General features: G+C 66.9%; 18 protein-coding genes. 8 read left to right on the top strand and 10 right to left on the bottom strand.

Annotated features, from left to right (window positions below; translation table 11 throughout):
- Nucleotides 1-29 precede the first annotated feature (29 nt).
- On the top strand, nt 30-929 hold the full coding sequence (locus tag IED13_RS07740; RefSeq protein WP_112762756.1) for a LysR family transcriptional regulator: 900 nt from the start codon (nt 30-32) through the stop codon (nt 927-929).
- 30 nt (nt 930-959) lie between these two features.
- Here IED13_RS07740 and IED13_RS07745 read toward each other — a convergent pair whose 3' ends face one another.
- The 4 genes from IED13_RS07745 to IED13_RS07760 all read right to left on the bottom strand — a co-directional run bounded on the left by IED13_RS07745 (nt 960) and on the right by IED13_RS07760 (nt 4,587).
- Complete coding sequence (locus IED13_RS07745) at nt 960-1,658, bottom strand: alpha/beta fold hydrolase (protein ID WP_191123843.1); 699 nt, start codon at nt 1,656-1,658, stop codon at nt 960-962.
- 75 nt (nt 1,659-1,733) lie between these two features.
- Nucleotides 1,734-3,023: an ATP-binding protein gene (locus tag IED13_RS07750; protein ID WP_081925223.1), complete on the bottom strand. Its 1,290-nt coding sequence runs from the start codon at nt 3,021-3,023 to the stop codon at nt 1,734-1,736.
- Between the two features lie 164 nt (nt 3,024-3,187).
- The gene (locus tag IED13_RS07755) at nt 3,188-3,931 is read right to left on the bottom strand and encodes a response regulator (RefSeq protein ID WP_038359204.1); all 744 of its coding nucleotides are present in this window, start codon (nt 3,929-3,931) and stop codon (nt 3,188-3,190) included.
- A 134-nt stretch (nt 3,932-4,065) separates the two neighbouring features.
- A complete protein-coding gene (locus IED13_RS07760) occupies nt 4,066-4,587 on the bottom strand; it encodes a MarR family winged helix-turn-helix transcriptional regulator (RefSeq protein WP_081925153.1) in 522 nt (173 codons plus the stop codon).
- A 184-nt stretch (nt 4,588-4,771) separates the two neighbouring features.
- Here IED13_RS07760 and IED13_RS07765 point away from each other — a divergent pair, with 184 nt between their 5' ends.
- A complete protein-coding gene (locus IED13_RS07765; protein WP_038359202.1) occupies nt 4,772-5,659 on the top strand; it encodes a branched-chain amino acid aminotransferase in 888 nt (295 codons plus the stop codon).
- Nucleotides 5,660-5,748: 89 nt separating this feature from the next.
- Here IED13_RS07765 and IED13_RS07770 read toward each other — a convergent pair whose 3' ends face one another.
- The 6 genes from IED13_RS07770 to IED13_RS07795 all read right to left on the bottom strand — a co-directional run bounded on the left by IED13_RS07770 (nt 5,749) and on the right by IED13_RS07795 (nt 10,818).
- Entirely contained in the window at nt 5,749-6,837 is a 1,089-nt protein-coding gene (locus tag IED13_RS07770) for a DUF1176 domain-containing protein (RefSeq protein WP_191123844.1), read from the bottom strand.
- Complete coding sequence (locus IED13_RS07775; RefSeq protein ID WP_191123845.1) at nt 6,812-7,270, bottom strand: molybdenum cofactor biosynthesis protein MoaE; 459 nt, start codon at nt 7,268-7,270, stop codon at nt 6,812-6,814. The genes IED13_RS07770 and IED13_RS07775 overlap by 26 nt, the downstream gene beginning before the upstream one ends.
- A 7-nt stretch (nt 7,271-7,277) precedes the next feature.
- Nucleotides 7,278-7,565, bottom strand: coding sequence for a molybdopterin converting factor subunit 1 (moaD, locus tag IED13_RS07780; protein ID WP_051987528.1), 288 nt, complete (start codon nt 7,563-7,565; stop codon nt 7,278-7,280).
- Nucleotides 7,562-8,173: a CDP-diacylglycerol--glycerol-3-phosphate 3-phosphatidyltransferase gene (gene pgsA / locus IED13_RS07785; RefSeq protein ID WP_038360155.1), complete on the bottom strand. Its 612-nt coding sequence runs from the start codon at nt 8,171-8,173 to the stop codon at nt 7,562-7,564. The genes moaD and pgsA overlap by 4 nt, the downstream gene beginning before the upstream one ends.
- A gap of 66 nt (nt 8,174-8,239) precedes the next feature.
- Nucleotides 8,240-10,354, bottom strand: coding sequence for an excinuclease ABC subunit UvrC (gene uvrC, locus IED13_RS07790; protein ID WP_191123846.1), 2,115 nt, complete (start codon nt 10,352-10,354; stop codon nt 8,240-8,242).
- 71 nt (nt 10,355-10,425) lie between these two features.
- Entirely contained in the window at nt 10,426-10,818 is a 393-nt protein-coding gene (locus IED13_RS07795) for a RidA family protein (RefSeq protein WP_133562846.1), read from the bottom strand.
- A 114-nt stretch (nt 10,819-10,932) separates the two neighbouring features.
- Here IED13_RS07795 and IED13_RS07800 point away from each other — a divergent pair, with 114 nt between their 5' ends.
- The 6 genes from IED13_RS07800 to IED13_RS07825 all read left to right on the top strand — a co-directional run bounded on the left by IED13_RS07800 (nt 10,933) and on the right by IED13_RS07825 (nt 15,864).
- Nucleotides 10,933-11,511 (top strand): chloramphenicol phosphotransferase CPT family protein, encoded by a 579-nt coding sequence (locus IED13_RS07800; protein WP_038360152.1) that lies wholly within the window; start codon nt 10,933-10,935, stop codon nt 11,509-11,511.
- A gap of 75 nt (nt 11,512-11,586) precedes the next feature.
- Nucleotides 11,587-12,606 (top strand): NADP-dependent oxidoreductase, encoded by a 1,020-nt coding sequence (locus tag IED13_RS07805; RefSeq protein ID WP_191123847.1) that lies wholly within the window; start codon nt 11,587-11,589, stop codon nt 12,604-12,606.
- A gap of 86 nt (nt 12,607-12,692) precedes the next feature.
- Nucleotides 12,693-13,532, top strand: coding sequence for a prolipoprotein diacylglyceryl transferase (gene lgt / locus IED13_RS07810; protein ID WP_038360149.1), 840 nt, complete (start codon nt 12,693-12,695; stop codon nt 13,530-13,532).
- Nucleotides 13,529-14,620: a class I SAM-dependent methyltransferase gene (locus tag IED13_RS07815; RefSeq protein WP_191123848.1), complete on the top strand. Its 1,092-nt coding sequence runs from the start codon at nt 13,529-13,531 to the stop codon at nt 14,618-14,620. The genes lgt and IED13_RS07815 overlap by 4 nt, the downstream gene beginning before the upstream one ends.
- A gap of 50 nt (nt 14,621-14,670) precedes the next feature.
- Nucleotides 14,671-15,435, top strand: a complete 765-nt coding sequence (pgeF, locus tag IED13_RS07820) for a peptidoglycan editing factor PgeF (protein WP_112762749.1) — start codon at nt 14,671-14,673, stop codon at nt 15,433-15,435.
- A 159-nt stretch (nt 15,436-15,594) separates the two neighbouring features.
- On the top strand, nt 15,595-15,864 hold the full coding sequence (locus tag IED13_RS07825) for a hypothetical protein (RefSeq protein WP_318652234.1): 270 nt from the start codon (nt 15,595-15,597) through the stop codon (nt 15,862-15,864).
- Nucleotides 15,865-15,885: the final 21 nt, after the last annotated feature.

The following is a 15,885-nucleotide window of genomic DNA, read 5'->3' on the forward strand; positions in this document are numbered from 1 at the left end:
ATCAGAATTCCAAAATCTGAAACAGTGACATGGACCGGCTGGACGAGCTCGCCATCTTCGTCGCGATCATCGAGGCCGGCAGCCTTGCCGGCGCGGCGCGACGCCTGCGCCGCTCGCGCCCGGCCGTGACCCGCGCGCTCGCGGCGCTGGAGGATCGCGTCGGACAGCGGTTGATCACGCGCTCGACCCGCCGCTTCATGCCGAGCGAGGCCGGCCGTGAACTCGCTATTGCGGCGCGCCGCGTGCTCGGCGATTACGCGGCTTCGCTCGGCGGCGTCTCCGAGGCGCCGGTCAGCGGACTGCTGCGCATCACGGCGCCGCTCTCCTTCGGGCGACGCCATGTCACGCCGCTGGTCTCGGAATTCCTCGATCTTTATCCGCAGGTGCAGGTCGAACTGGTGCTGGCCGACCGCAATCTCGACCTGATCGAGGAGGATCTGCAGGTCGCCGTGCGGATCGGGCCCCTGCCGCATTCGCGTTTTCGCGTGCGCAAGGTCGGCGAAGTCAGGCGTATCCTGGTGGCTTCGCCGGCTTATCTGGCAGGGGCGCCGCCGTTGCGGCGGCCCTCGGACATCGCCGCCCATGAGACGATCGTCAGTGTCGCCGCGACCCCGATCATGACCTGGCAGTTCGGCGGCGCCGGGCGGCGCAGCCGTGTGGCGCTCACGCCCAGGCTGATCGTCAACGAGGTCGAATCGGTGCTGATCGCGGCACGGGCAGGGCGAGGCCTGGCCCGCCCGCTCTCCTATCAGGCGGCCGACGACATCGCCGCCGGAACGCTGGTGCGCCTGTTGCCGGAATTCGAGCCAGAGGCGCTGCCGGTGCAACTGGTGACTCCCGGCGGCCGGCATCCGCTGCCACGGGTGCGTGCTTTCATCGACCATGCGGTCGAACGTCTGCCGAAGCTTGCGCCGATCGGCGCCGCGTAAGGCGCGCAGACCGCTCCGGCATCGGAGGCTCTAGCGCAGCGAGCCGGCGAAGCTCGCTATCGCCGAAACGACCTGACCCTCGCGGCCGATGAAGCCGTGATAGGCGCGCGCCTGGCAGGGATTGCCCGTCGAGGATCCGCCGTCGATCCAGAGCAGGCGCGCCTTGCCGCCGGTCCATTGCTGAAAGGCGACAGCCGATTCCGGCAAGGTGACGCGGCACGTGTCCTGGCGGTGATGAATGATCAGGGTCGGTGGCAGGCGCCCGGGATCGCCGATCATGCCGCGCGCCTCGTCGAGCATCGACGAGGCGAAGACGATGCCGTCCGGCCGCGCCGGCAAGGTTCCCGCGACCTTGAGCGCGCCGCGGCTCATCGCGACGACGATCACCCGCGGCGCGATGGCGCGCATATATTCGACCGCCTTGGCCGGGTCGGCATTGGCGTCGAGCGTGATGCTGGCGATGCCGCTGCGCAGATAGGCGCTGCGTGTCCTGACGATCCAGTTGCCGTCACGTGCGACGCTGCCATCCGAGCCGATGCCGACATAACCGTCGCCGCCCGTGAGGAGCACGAGGCCGGCGCGGGCCTTTCCGGCCGGCTTGTCCAGCAGGGCCCGGCCTCCGCCGAACAGGCCGCCGCCGAGATCGACGACCTCCTCGGCGCGGGCTGCGGCGATCGAAAGGAGGAGCGACGCCACCAGAAGCGCTGCAACGGTCCGGAATGTCTGCATGGCGAGCCCCAGCAAGCAAATTTTGAGACCAGTTACGGCTCCGGGCCGATAAGTGTCGAGTCGCTTTCCGCTGCGTCAGACCGGCAGCCGCACCGTCGCGCGCAGGCCGCCGAGCGGGGAATCGCCGAGCATGATGTCGCCGCCATGGGCGCGGGCGATGTCGCGGGCGATGGCGAGGCCGAGGCCGGTGCCGCCGCCATCGACGTTGCGGGCCTCATCCAGGCGGAAGAAGGGGCGGAAGACCTCCTCGCGCTGGTCCGGCGGAATGCCGGGGCCGTCATCATCGACGGTCACGATCAGATAGCGCGCGTCATGGGTGGCGCGGATCGCGATGCGGTCGCCATAGCGGGCGGCGTTGGAGACGAGGTTGGTCAGCAGGCGGCGGAAGGCATCGGGCCGCACGACGACCAGCGGATCGCCCATCACCTCGAGCGCAGTCTGGTGCCCCTGCCGCTCGGCATCGGCCTTCAGCTCCTCGAGCAAGGCGCGGATATCGGTCTCGACGGGGACCTCGCCGGCATCGCCGCGCGCGAAGGCGAGATAGTCCTCCAGCATGCGGCTCATCTCGTCGACATCCTTCTCCAGCGCTTCGATCTCGGATGATCGTTCCAGGAGCGCGAGCGAGAGGCGGAAGCGGGTGAGGATGGTCCGAAGGTCGTGGCTGACGCCGTTGAGCATCGTGGTGCGCTCGCCGATGGCGCGCTCGACACGGCGCTTCATCTCGATGAAGGCATTGCCGGCCCGGCGGACCTCGCGGGCGCCGCGCGGGCGGAACTCGGCGTCGCGCCCCTTGCCGAAAGCTTCCGCCGCGTCGGCGAGCTTGAGGATCGGCCGGATCTGGTTGCGCAGGAACAGCACGGCGATGGTCAGGAGGATGAGCGAGGTGCCGATCATCCAAAGCAGGAAGATGTGGCTGTTCGAGGCATAGGCCGCGTTGCGCCGGGTCAGGATGCGCATCACGTCCTTGCCGAGCTTGATGCGGATCTCGATCAGGCTGGAGCGGCCGACCGTGTCGAGCCAGAAAGGGCGCGCGACCTGCTGGCTGAGTTCGGTCGAGAGCGCATTGTCGAGCAGCGAGAAGAAGGGGCGGGGGCCCGGAGCGGGCAGGTCGGTATCGGGAATGATGTCGACATCCATGCCGAGCCGCTCGGCGGCGATGCGCGAGAGCGTCGTGATGTCGGCATCCTGCGGATAGCTTTCATAGACGTCGATCAGCATGGCGATGTCGGCCGAGACGGCGGCGGAAAGCCGCTGCGTCACCAGCTGCCAATGGCGCTCCATGAAGACATAGGCGATGACCGATTGGAGCAGCACGACCGGCGCGATGACGATGACCAGCGCGCGCGGGTAAAGCCCCTTGGGCATGTAGCGCGCCACGATGTGGAGCGGCCGGCCGATCTGTCTCAGGACCGGCTTGATGGCGCTGTTGGCCCGGTGTGCGAGGCGGGGCAGGGCGGAGCGGGCGCGCGCGAGCCACGTCGTCGCGACCTGCAGCGCGCCTCGTCCTTGTCCGTCCTGCTGAACCGGTGTCACGTCCTGTCCGTCAACAGCCTGTAGCCGACGCCGCGGACGGTCTGGAGGTAGAGCGGATCGGCCGGGTCGCGCTCGATCTTGCGGCGCAATCGGTTCATCTGCACGTCGACGGTGCGGTCATTGGCGGCGGAACCCTGCGCGGCCAGCTCCTCGCGCGGCACGACCTCTCCGGCGCGCTCGGCCAGCGCCGTCAGGATTTCGCGCTCGCGCTCGGTCAAGCGGATGGTCTCCTCGCCCTTGCGCAATTCGCCGCGTGCCAGCCCGTAGAGGAAGGGGCCGAAGCGGACGAAATCCGGCCGCGTGCCGGATTGCGCGGCCTCGACGACCACGGTGCGCTTCAGGATATTGCCGAGGCGCAGCAGCAATTCACGCGGTTCGAAGGGCTTTGCCAGATAATCGTCGACGCCGATCTCCAGCCCGTTGACGCGGTCCTTGCCATCCGCGCGGGCGGTCAGCATCAGGATCGGCACGGCGGAACCGCCGCGGAAGCGGCGGGCGAAGTCGAAGCCGTTCTCGCCCGGCATCATCACGTCGAGCACGATGGCGTCGAAGACGAGGTTGTCGAGGCGCGTATCGGCTTCCGCGGCATTGGCGGCCGTGGTGACGCGGTAGCCGTTGTCGCCGAGAAAGCGCGCCAGCAATTCGCGCAGGCGCCGGTCGTCGTCGACGACGAGCACATGCGGGGCCTCATCGGGCAATATCTTGCGGGCCGGCTTCGCCGGGGCTTCCATTGCGATCATCCGAGCGTCTCTATTCGTCGCGCATCCCTTGGCGCGACCCTCCGGCCCTCATAGCACAGGGCGATGACGGGGTCGTCAATCGATCGCAGGAGCCCGGCTGCCCGGTGGCCGCAGGGCCGGCGCGGCATCGCGGCTCAGGCGCCGGAGAGCAGCCCCTGCACCTTCGGACGTTCGGACGGATCGATCAGCGCGGCGAGATAACGCGCGATGGTCTCGGCCGCTTCGGGGCCGACATTGTCGAGCGCCGCCATGATCCGCTTCGACTGGAGCTGGACGAGGCGCTGCGCCAGATCCTGTCCGGCCGGCGTGGTGTGGAGATGGCGCTGGCGCTTGTCCTGGCGCCCGGTGCGCTGCTCGATATAGCCCTTCTCGACCAGCTCCTTCAGCACGCGGTTGAGGCTCTGCTTGGTGATCTGGAGGATGTCGAGCAATTCGGCGATGGTCAGCCCCGGCCGGCGCTGCACGAAATGCAGCACGCGGTGATGGGCGCGGCCGAAGCCGTAATCGGCGAGGATACGGTCGGGATCGCCGACGAAGTCGCGATAGGCGAAGAAGAGCAATTCGATCAGGTCGAAGGGGACGGGCGCAGCCGTCGCCGGCAAAGGGGCTGCCCCCTTTGGCACGATCGGTTCCGAGCGGGTCTGGCTCTGGGCCAAAAAAGCTCTCCAGAAATTTAGGTCAACGTTATTGACATATCTCAGACGGAAGATTACCAGTCAAGCGCGCTGAGCGAACGATTATTTCAAAGCGTGTCGTGGCAGCGCAGCTTTAGACCCATGCTTGCGTTCCGGATTCGGCTGTGCCGGAGTTCGGATGAGGAAGCACCCAGGAGAAGGTCCCATGTCAGTCATTCCTTTCGACCAGCGCGATGGCGTCATCTGGTTCGACGGCAAGCTCGTGCCCTGGAAGGACGCGAAGATTCACGTACTGACCCATGGGCTCCATTACGGCTCCTGCATCTTCGAGGGCGAGCGCTCCTATGACGGCGTGATCTACAAGTGCACGGAGCACTCCAAGCGCTTCCACAAGTCCGCCGAGATCATGGATTTCACCATCCCCTATTCGGTCGCCGAGATCGACGAGGCCAAGTATCTCTGCCTGAAGGAAAACGGGCTCAAGGACGCCTATATCCGCCCGGTCGCCTGGCGCGGCTCGGAGATGATGGCGGTGTCCGGCATCAACAACACCATTCATACCGCGATCGCGGTCTGGGAGTGGCCGAGCATGTTCGACATGGCGGCGAAGCTGAAGGGCATCCGCCTCGATATCGCCGACTATCGCCGGCCGGACCCGGCCTGCGCGCCGGTCCATGCCAAGGCGGCGGGACTCTACATGATCTGCTCGCTCTCCAAGCACAAGGCGGAGCGCGCGGGCTATGCCGACGCGATGATGCTGGACTGGGAGGGCAATGTCGCCGAATGCACCGGCGCCAACATCTTCTTCATCAAGGACGGCGTGATCCACACCCCGTTGGCCGACCGCTTCCTCAACGGCCTGACCCGTCAGTCGGTGATCGAACTGTGCCGGCAGCGCGGCTTCGAGGTGGTGGAGCGGCGCATCCGGCCGGAGGAGCTCGAAGGCTTCAGCGAGTGCTTCATCACAGGCTCGGCCGCCGAGGTGACGCTGGTCGCCGAGGTCGGTCCGTACAACTTCATCACCGGCAATATGGGCAAGGTGATCATGGAAGATTACTCGGCGGCGGTGCGCCCGCAGTCGAAGGCGGCGTGAAACAGCGCCCTTGTGCCCGGGTCTGACCCGGGCCTCTCCTTCAGAATATCCCGGTGCCGGCGTTTCAGCCGGCTCCGGGAATGGCATCCTCAGCGGTTCGCGCTGCGATACAGCGTGATCCAGTCTTCGGGCGCGATGCCCCGGCATTCGCCCATCATGGCGAGTTCGGTGCGCGCGAAATCCTTGCCGGTCCAGGCATAGCCGCCGCTCACGCCGCAATCGCCGATGCCGCGCCCCTTGGCGAAGAAGGCGAGATGGCCGGTGCGCGGATCGAAGCTGGCATTGGTCAGTTCGTTGCCGTCGTTGCCGTCGCCATCCGCGAAGCGCAGCGGCGTCGCCTTGGCGGGCTCGTTCTCGGGCATGACGAAGAACGACGACGACAGATTGTAGGCTCCGCGCGAGCAGGCGAGCGCCACCAGGGTCCGCTTGTCACTCAGCGCCCAGGCTTCGTCATCACTGGCCGCAGCATCCTCGCAGGCATCGGGGCTGCGTTTCTTCAATTCCGCGCGCAGCCGCGCGGCCTGCTGCTTCGCCGCCTTCATATCGAGCATGGGCGGCGCCGGCATGGCCGTGACCACCGGCAGGGCGGGAGCAGGCGGAACGGTGGCATTCGCGCCCTTGCGGACGAGCGCCGTGGTCGTGCCGAGCCGCCCCTGCTGCTCGTCGATCCAGAGCATCGCGGCGACGGAGCCGGCGAGCGAGATGCTGCCGGCCACGCCGGGTGCGGTTGCCGTCAGCTTCGCCGCCTTGCGGGCAGCTTCGATCAGCGCGGCGGTGTCCTCGGCCGAGAACGTCACCGTGACCACATCGCCATCCGCCGTTGCGGAAAGCGGCTTGCCGCCGGCCGGGAAGGCGGCGCCGTCGAGCTTGAGCTGGATCGTGGCGGGCGGCTTCTTCCAGTCGCCGCGAAGCCTGAGCAGGAGGCGGGCCCTGCCGTCGGGGCCGGCAGGGCGTTCGAGCCGCAGATAGGCGACCGTCTCGGCCGCCTCGGGCGGCAATGACATCGCCGTGCAGGTCTTGACGTTGTCGCAGCCGGCCATCCAGTCGCGGAAGGTCTTGGGATCGTTCGCCGCGACGGCCGCGGTAACGGCGCTCAGCCACAGCCCGGCCGCAAGGGCGAGCCGGCCGGGGCTCTTCGTCCTGTTCGGAGCTTTACCGGTTCCAGCGCTCTGCCGCATCGTCGTCACCAGCCTTGGCTTCGACCCAGCCGCCGAGCGTGCCGTCGGCGCGGTGCTCGCGCTTCCAGAACGGGGCGCGGGTCTTGAGGTAGTCCATCATGAAATCGGCGACCTCGAAGGCGGCGCGGCGGTGTGCGGAGGCCGCCAGCACCATTACGATCTGCTCGCCCGGACGGACCAGGCCGTAGCGGTGGATCGCGACGAGGCCGAGCAGCGGCCAGCGCGCCGCCGCCTCGGCCGCGACACGGGCGATCTCGGCCTCGGCCATGCCGGGATAATGCTCCAGCTCGAGCGCGGCGAGCGTGCCGGCTTCATCGCGGCAGAGCCCGATGAAGGACACGACGGCGCCGATATCGGCGCGGCCGTAGCTCAGCGCCGCGATCTCGTCCGAGAGGTCGAAATCCTCGTGCTGAATGCGGATGATGGGCGTCATGGCGGCCTCAGCCGCCGGTCATCGGCGGAAAGAAGGCGATCTCGCGGGCACTGCCGAGCGCGGCATGCGGCTTGGCGTGGACCTGATCGAGCGCGGCGCGCACCACCGCCTCATTGGCGAAGGCCGCCTCGTAGTTCTCGCCACGCGTTTTCAGCCAGCGCACGAGATCGGCGATCGTGGCGAGATCGGCTGGAATGTCGAGCGTCTCGCTGGGCACTCCGACGCGTTCGCGCATCCAGGCGAAATAGACGAGCTTGACGGTGCGGGTGGCCGCCAGGGGCGCGGTGGCGTTCATGGCATGCGCTCGTCCTGCTCGACGAGATGGCGGATACCGGCGTTGAAATAATCCCAGCCGGTGTAGATCGTCAGGCCCGCCGCTGCCCAGAGCAGCACGATGCCGATCTGCGTGTTGCCGGGCAGGACCTTGTCGCCGGCCGGGCCCACGACGAGAAAGCCCAGCGCGAAGAGCTGCGCCGTCGTCTTCCATTTCGCGACCTTACTGACGGGGACGCTGACCTTGAGATCGGCCAGGAACTCGCGCAGGCCGGAGACCAGGATCTCGCGGCAGAGGATCACGATGGCGGCCCAGAGCGTCCAGCCCTCGATCTGGCCGGTATAGACCAGCATCAGCAGCAAGGCGGCGACGAGGAGCTTGTCGGCGATGGGGTCGAGCATGCGGCCGATCGCCGATTGCTGGCTCCAGGCGCGGGCGATGTAGCCGTCGAGATAGTCGGTGATGGCGGCGACCGTGTAGATTCCCAGCGCGAGCCAGCGCATCCAGTCGTCGCGCGGCCAGAACAGGATCGCCACCAGCGCCGGAATCGCCAGGATCCGGCCGTAGGTGAGGAGGTTTGGCAGCGACCAGGGGCCGCGCCGCCTGATGGCGTCTGGAAGAATTGTCACGGCGAACACCAAAGCAAGGCCGCGGTCGCAGCGTCAACACGCAAAACCGCGAGGGCGTCAGAAAGCTCAGGCATCGTGAAAGAAATCATGCACGGCCTTGGCGGTGGCGGCGTTGACGCCGGGGGTGCGCATGAGGTCGTCGAGCTTGGCGCGCTGGATCGCCTTCACCGTACCGAAATGCAGCAGCAGCGCCCGCTTGCGGGAGGGGCCGATGCCGGGGATCTCGTCGAGCGGGTTCTTCATCGTTTCGCGCTTGCGCTTGGCGCGATGGGTGCCGATGGCGAAGCGATGGGCTTCGTCGCGCAGGCGCTGGATGAAATAGAGCGCGGGATCGCGGGGCTGCAACTTGAACGGCTCCTTGCCGGCCATGTGAAAGGTCTCGCGCATGGCGTTGCGGTCGGCCCCCTTGGCGATGGCGACAAGCGGGATGTCGATGGCGCCGAGCTCGGCCATGATCTTGCGGGCCGCCTCGAACTGGCCCTTGCCGCCATCGACGATGACGAGGTCGGGGCGGGACGGGAAGCCATCCTCATCCTTGCGCGGCTTGGCCGCCTTTCGTTTTTTTCCGCCCGAGCCCTCATCCTGAGGAGCGCCGGCAGGCGCGTCTCGAAGGATGGTCGTCGAGGCTCCGTCGCCCTCTGGAGCATCCTTCGAGACGGCCGCGTCGGCGGCCTCCTCAGGATGAGGGCTGAGGATGATGCCTTCTTCCTTCGCCAACTTCGCGAACCTTCGCGTCAGCACCTCGCGCATCATGCCGAAATCATCGCCGGCGATGGTGTCGGTCGAGATGTTGAAGGTGCGGTAGTGGCTCTTCATGAAGCCGTCGGGCCCGGCGACGATCATGCCGCCGACGGCGTTGGTGCCCATGATGTGGGAGTTGTCGTAGACCTCGACCCGGCGCGGGGCACTCTCCATGCCGAAGGCCGCCCCGAGCGCGGCGAGCAAGGCGCTCTGGCCGGCATTGTCGGCGAGCTTCCGGGAAAGCGCCTCGCGGGCATTCTTGACGGCATGGGCCATCAGGTCGGCGCGCTCGCCGCGCTTGGGATGGGCGACCTCGACCTTGCGGCCGGCACGGGCTGAAAGCGCCTGGGCGATCAATTCGATCTCCTCGACCGGATGCGAGAGCAGGACGAGGCGCGGCGGCGGCTTGTCGTCGTAGAACTGGGCGACCACCGAGGCGAGCACCTCGGCCGGGGTCAATGAGCGGTCGGCGCGCGGGAAGAGGGCGCGATTGCCCCAGTTCTGGTGGTTGCGGAAGAAGAAGATCTCGACGCAGAACTGCCCGGCCTGCTCGTCGATGGCGAAGACGTCGGCCTCCTCGACGCCCTGCGTATTGATGTCCTGCCCGGCCTGAACGGCCGAAAGCGCGGCAAGGCGGTCGCGGTAGCGCGCCGCTTTCTCGAATTCCAGTTCCTCGGCGGCGGCTTGCATGCGGGTTGAAAGCAATTGCTTCACCGCCGAGGAGCGGCCGGAGAGGAAGTCGCGGGCCTGGCCGGCCAGCGCCTGGTATTCGGGGATCGAGACCTCGCCGGTGCAGGGGCCGGAGCAGCGCTTGATCTGGAAGAGCAGGCAGGGGCGGGTGCGGTTCTCGTAGAAGGAATCCGAGCAGGTGCGGATCAGGAAGGCCTTCTGCAACGCGTCGATGGTGCGCGTGACCGCCCAGACCGAGGCGAAGGGGCCGAAATAATCGCCTTTGCGATGGCGTGAGCCGCGATGCTTGAGGATCGCCGGCGCCTCGTGATCGCCTGTCAGCAGAATATAGGGGAACGACTTGTCGTCGCGCAGCAGCACGTTGTAGCGCGGCCGGAGTTGCTTGATCAGATTCGACTCGAGCAGCAGCGCCTCGGTCTCGGTGCCGGTGGTGACGAACTCCATATTCGCCGTCTCGGCGATCATCCGGGCCACGGCGTTGGTATGCGCCATGCCGCGGGCGTAGGAGGTCACGCGGTTCTTCAGGCTCTTGGCCTTGCCGATATAGAGCACCTCGCCGGCGCGATCGAACATCCGGTAGACGCCCGGCCTGTTCGGCAGGTGCTTGGCGAATTGCTGGATGACCTCGATGCCGGCTTTGAGCGCGCCGGGGGCGGCCTCGGCAATGTCGAGCGCCGGCTCGGCGGGGAGGGCGTCCTCCTCGTCCTCGAACTCGTCCTGCGGTAGATCGTCCTGACGTTCGCGACTCATGGGGCTCATGTAGGATGCACGAGCCGTTTCGTCATGTCAGGAGCCGGCGTCTTCCCGCGATATCGCTTGGATCACGCCGCCGCGATGCAATCGATCTCGATGTCGAAGGGACCGAACCACTCGGGCACGCAGAGGAAGATGCGGGCCGGAGGATCTTTGGGAAAGTAGCGTGCGTAAACCTGGTTCACCGTCGCGAAATGAGCGGCGGAGGTGCAATAGACGTTGCATTTGAGCACGTTGCCGAGCGATGAGCCGGCGGTTTCGAGACACAGCTTCATCTGATCGAGGACGATCTCGGTCTGACGCTCGATCGGCGCCTGGACGATCTCGCCGGTGGCGGGGTCGAAAGGCGGGATGCCTGAAACATAGAGCGTGTCGTTGTGGCGGACGACTGTCGAAACCGGCACCTTCAGACGTTCTCCCCAGCTCGAAAACGGCTCGACTCGGATGGTGTCTCGACTCATCGGGCGGGGCTCCTGTCTTGCTTTCGGCGGCGTGCTGCAAAGCTTAAAGGGAGCCGTGTGCGCTGCAACGCGGAACGCTACGGAACCGACCGAAGGATCATGCGGAAGATGGCGATGACGACCTGGCAACCGCCGCGCCGCGGCCGCATCATCCTGCTCAACGGCGCCTCCAGCAGCGGCAAATCCTCGCTGGCGCGGGCGCTGCAGAGCCGGATCGACACGCCGTTCTGGCATATCTCGATCGACCATCTGCGCGATTCGGGCGTGCTGCCGACGGCGCGCATCCGCAGCAAGGAATTCGACTGGCGCACCATGCGCGAGCCGTTCTTCATCGGCTTCGAGCGCTCGCTGCTGGCCTATGTCGAGGCGGGCAACGACCTGATCGTCGAGCATATCGTGGAGAACGCGGCCTGGTTCGAGCGTCTGGTCAGGACGCTCGCCGGGCAGGACGTGTTCTTCGTCGGCGTGCATTGCGCGCTCGAGGAACTGGAGCGACGCGAGATCGCGCGCGGTGACCGGCCGCTCGGCGATGCGCGGCGCGATTTCTCGCGCGTCCATTCCTACAGCTCCTATGATTTCGAGGTCGACGGCATGGCCGAGGTTTCGGACAGCGCCGACAAGGTGATCGCCGCCTGGCAACAGCGTACGCGACCATCGACATTCGAACTGGTGAGGCGACAGCTCCGATTTTGAGCTGTCGATCCGGCGGGGCGGCGCCATATTGGCAGGCTATGGCGCTTCGTCGTTCGTCAGGGAGGATCGCAATCCATGTCGCAATTCGAAAACACCCGGATCGTCCTCGCCTCACGACCGGAGGGACGTCCGACGCCGCAGAACTTCCGGCTCGAGCAGGCCGCCATCCCGGCGATTTCCGAAGGGCAGGTGCTGCTCAAGATCCTCTATCTCTCGCTCGACCCCTATATGCGCGGGCGGATGAGCGCGGCGAAATCCTATGCCGCCGCGACCGAAATCGGGCAGGTGATGGAAGGCGGCACCGTTGCCGAAGTCATCGAAAGCCGCGACCCTGCCTTCAAGCCCGGCGATATCGTGCTGTCCTATTCCGGTTGGCAGTCGCATGCCGCGGCCAGCGCCGCGCAATTGCGCAAGCTCGACCCGGCGAACGCGCCGGTGACGACGGCACTCGGCGTGCTCGGCATGCCGGGTTTCACCGCCTATGCCGGGCTGCTCACCATCGGCCAGCCCAAGCCGGGCGAGACGGTCGTCGTCGCGGCGGCGAGCGGGCCGGTCGGTTCGGCCGTCGGGCAGATCGCGCGGATCAAGGGTGCACGGGCGGTCGGCATCGCCGGCGGACCGGAGAAATGCGCTTTCGTGCGCGAGACCTTCGGCTTCGATGCGGTGATCGACCATCGTGATCCCGACATGGCCGGCAAGCTGGCGGCTGCGTGCCCGAACGGCATCGACGTCTATTTCGAGAATGTTGGCGGCCATGTCTGGGATGCGGTCTTTCCGCTGCTCAACACCTTCGCGCGCATTCCGGTCTGCGGCCTTGTTGCGCAATACAATGCGAGCGGGGAATTTCCGGGACCGGACCGGCTGCCCATGCTGATGCGAGAGGTGCTGTCGAAGAGCCTGACGATCCGCGGCTTCATCCAGCGCGAATTCGTCGCAGCCCAGGGACCGGCCTTCCGCAAGGAGATGGCGAGCTGGATCGCGGATGGCAGCGTCAAATACAAGGAAGACGTCGTTCAGGGGCTGGAGAACGCGCCGGAAGCCTTGATCGGCCTGCTGGAAGGCAAGAACTTCGGCAAGCTGATCATCAAGCTTTGAGGCGCGGCGCGCCACGCGCCAGCCTTTTTCCTTGACCATTGAGCGGGCGCGCGGCCATCACCATGCGCCCGCCATCGGACCTCGCCATGCCCGTCTTCGCCATTCCCTTCCCGATGATCGACCCCGTCGCGGTCGAGATCGGGCCCCTCGCGATCAAATGGTACGGGCTCGCCTATGTCGTCGGGCTGCTCGGCGGCTGGTGGTATGCCCGGCTGCTCGTGGCGACGGACCGGCTCTGGGGCAAGCGGCCGCGGCCGAAACCGGTCGAGCTCGACGACATGCTGCTCTTCGTCGCCTTCGGCGTCGTGCTCGGCGGCCGCACCGGTTTCGTGCTGTTCTACGATCTGCCACGCTACATCCAACGGCCGCAGGACATCCTGGCGATCTGGCAGGGCGGCATGTCCTTCCATGGCGGGCTGATCGGCGCGACGCTCGGTTTGTGGCTCTTCGCCAAAAGGCGGGGCTATCCCGTGCTGTCGGTGTTCGATCTGGCCGCAGCGGTGGTGCCGATCGGGCTTTTCCTCGGGCGCATCGCCAATTTCATCAATGGCGAGCTCTGGGGCCGGGTGGCACCGGATTTCCCGCTGGCGATGGTGTTCCCGAATGGTGGCCCGTTGCCGCGCTATCCAAGCCAGCTCTTCGAGGCTTTCTCCGAGGGCATCCTGCTCTTCGCGCTGGTCAACCTGCTGGTCTGGACGGGCTGGTTCCGCAGGCCCGGCTTCGTCGCCGGCGTCTTCGGCATCGGCTATGCGCTGGCTCGCATCGCCTGCGAGTTCTTCCGTGAACCCGATCCGCAGCTCGGCTTCCTGTTCGGTCGCTCGGTCGATGCGCTCTCGGGCGGCATCACCATGGGCATGCTCCTGTCCCTGCCGGTGCTGGCCGCCGGGATCTGGCTGATCGCGACGAGCCGGCGCGAGGCGGCGTGACCACGCTCAAGGCGGAGCTCATCCGCCTGATCCGCGACGAGGGGCCCTTGCCCATCTCGCGCTTCATGGCGCTGGCGCTCGGCCATCCGCGCCATGGCTATTACATGACGCGCGATCCCTTCGGGCAGGAGGGGGATTTCACCACGGCTCCCGAGATCAGCCAGATGTTCGGCGAGCTTATCGGCCTCTGGTCCGCGCATCTCTGGCAGGCGATGGGTACGCCCGCGCGCTTCCGGCTGGTCGAGCTCGGGCCGGGGCGTGGTACGCTGATGGCGGATGTGCTGCGGGCGACGCGGATCGTGCCCGGCTTCCACGCCGCGCTCTCGGTCCATCTCGTCGAGACGAGCCCGGTGTTGCGGGCGAAGCAGGCCGCGACATTGAGCGGAACCGAGCCTGTCTGGCACGATACCGTCGCGACGGCGCTCGACGGGCCGGCGATCGTGCTGGCCAACGAACTCCTCGACGCGCTGCCGCTCGACCAGTTCGTGATGACGGCGGAAGGCTGGCATGAGCGGCTGGTCGGGCTGGATGATCATGGAGGGCTTGCCTTCGGACTGGCGCTGGTCGGCGAGGATTCGCTGAAGATCGCCGCGCCGGCCGGCAGCGTTTTCGAGCAGCCCTTTGCCGCGCTCGACGTCGTTGCGGAGGTTGCGCGCCATCTCGCGAATGCGGGCGGCGGTGCCTTGTTCATCGATTACGGCTCGATGCATTCGGGTCTCGGCGACACGCTGCAGGCGATGAAGCGGCACGCCTTCGTCGATCCGCTGGCCGAGCCGGGCGAGGCGGATTTGACGGTGCATGTCGATTTCGAGCGAATGGGGCAAGCGGCCCTGAAGGCCGGTGCGGCGCTGCACGGGCCGGCGACGCAGCGCGATTTTTTGCTGGCGCTCGGGCTGGCGCAGCGCGCGCAGACCCTGTCTCAGAAGGCGGACACTGCGCAGCGCCAGGCGATATCGGATGCGTTCGACCGGCTGATTGCGCCGGGCGAGGCCGGTATGGGCGATTTGTTCAAGGTTGTGGCGTTCTCTCATCCAGCCCTGCCGCTGCTGCCCGGATTTGACCTTCATCGGCTGCCAGAGCAGGGCTGAGAGCTGCGAAGGCCGGGGTACCCGGGATTCGCGCCAGACGGGACGACGCCATGTTCATCACCTCCGCCGAACTCGCCGCCGAAGCCGGTATCCGCCACGCCTTCTTCACACGCGAGGGCGGCGTCTCGACGGGCATCTACGCTTCGCTCAACGGCGGGCTCGGCTCCTCGGATGATCCGGCTGCGGTGCGGGACAACCGGGCGCGGATGGCGCGGCATCTCCATGTCGAGCCCGACCAGCTCGTCAGCGTGCATCAGGTGCATTCACCCGATGTCGCCGTTGTCACCGGCCCTTGGCAAAGCGAAAAACCCCGGGCGGATGCGATGGTGTCGATCTCGCAGAATGTCGCGCTCGGCATTTCGACGGCCGATTGCGGACCGATTCTCTTCGCCGACAGCGAGGCACGTGTCATCGGCGCCGCCCATGCCGGCTGGAAGGGCGCCTTCGGCGGCGTCGTCGGCGCGACCGTGAAGGAGATGGAAAAGCTCGGCGCACGGCGCGAGCGCATCCTTGCCGTGCTCGGGCCGACGATCAGCGCGGCGGCCTATGAGGTCGGGCCGGAATTCATCGAGCGCTTCAAGGCCGAGAACCGGACCTATTCGCGCTTCTTCACGCCATCCGAGCGCGCGGCCCATGCGATGTTCGACCTGCCTGCCTTTATCAGGCTCAAGGCGCAGGAGGCTGGCATCGGCCGATTCGTCGATCTCGGACTGTGCACCTATGGCGACGAGCGGCGCTTCTTCAGCTATCGGCGCACGACGCATCGCGGCGAGCCCGATTACGGCCGGCTGATCTCGGCGATCACCCTCGACTGAGCAGGAAGCGGTTGAGGAAACCGCCGCGCCGCTTGCCGACAACCCCAGGTCGAGGCATCATCGTCGTTGCAAGCTGGCTGGAATGCATCGCTTCCCCGGCTCAGAGACGTTCTTGGCGCGGTGCATTCGTCTGCGGGGGCCGATATGGAACAAATCCTGATGAACCTGATCGCCGGTGCGATCGGTGGCAACGCGGCCGGCAAGGCCACTCCCAGCTTCGATCTCGGGACTCTGGGCAACACGATTTCCGGGCTGGTCGGCGGCGGCGTGCTCGGCCAGCTCATCCCTCTGGTGCTGCCGGCCATCAGCGCGGCCGCGCAAGGCGGAAACCTCAGCGTCGGCGGCATTCTCACCAACCTGATCGGCGGCGGCGTCGGCGGCGCGGTCCTGACCGCGATCATCGGCGCCGTGAAGAACAAGGCGGCCTGAGGGCGCCGGCACATCGGCGTC

Source organism: Allobosea spartocytisi (genome assembly GCF_014764685.1).
GTDB lineage: Bacteria > Pseudomonadota > Alphaproteobacteria > Rhizobiales > Beijerinckiaceae > Allobosea > Allobosea spartocytisi.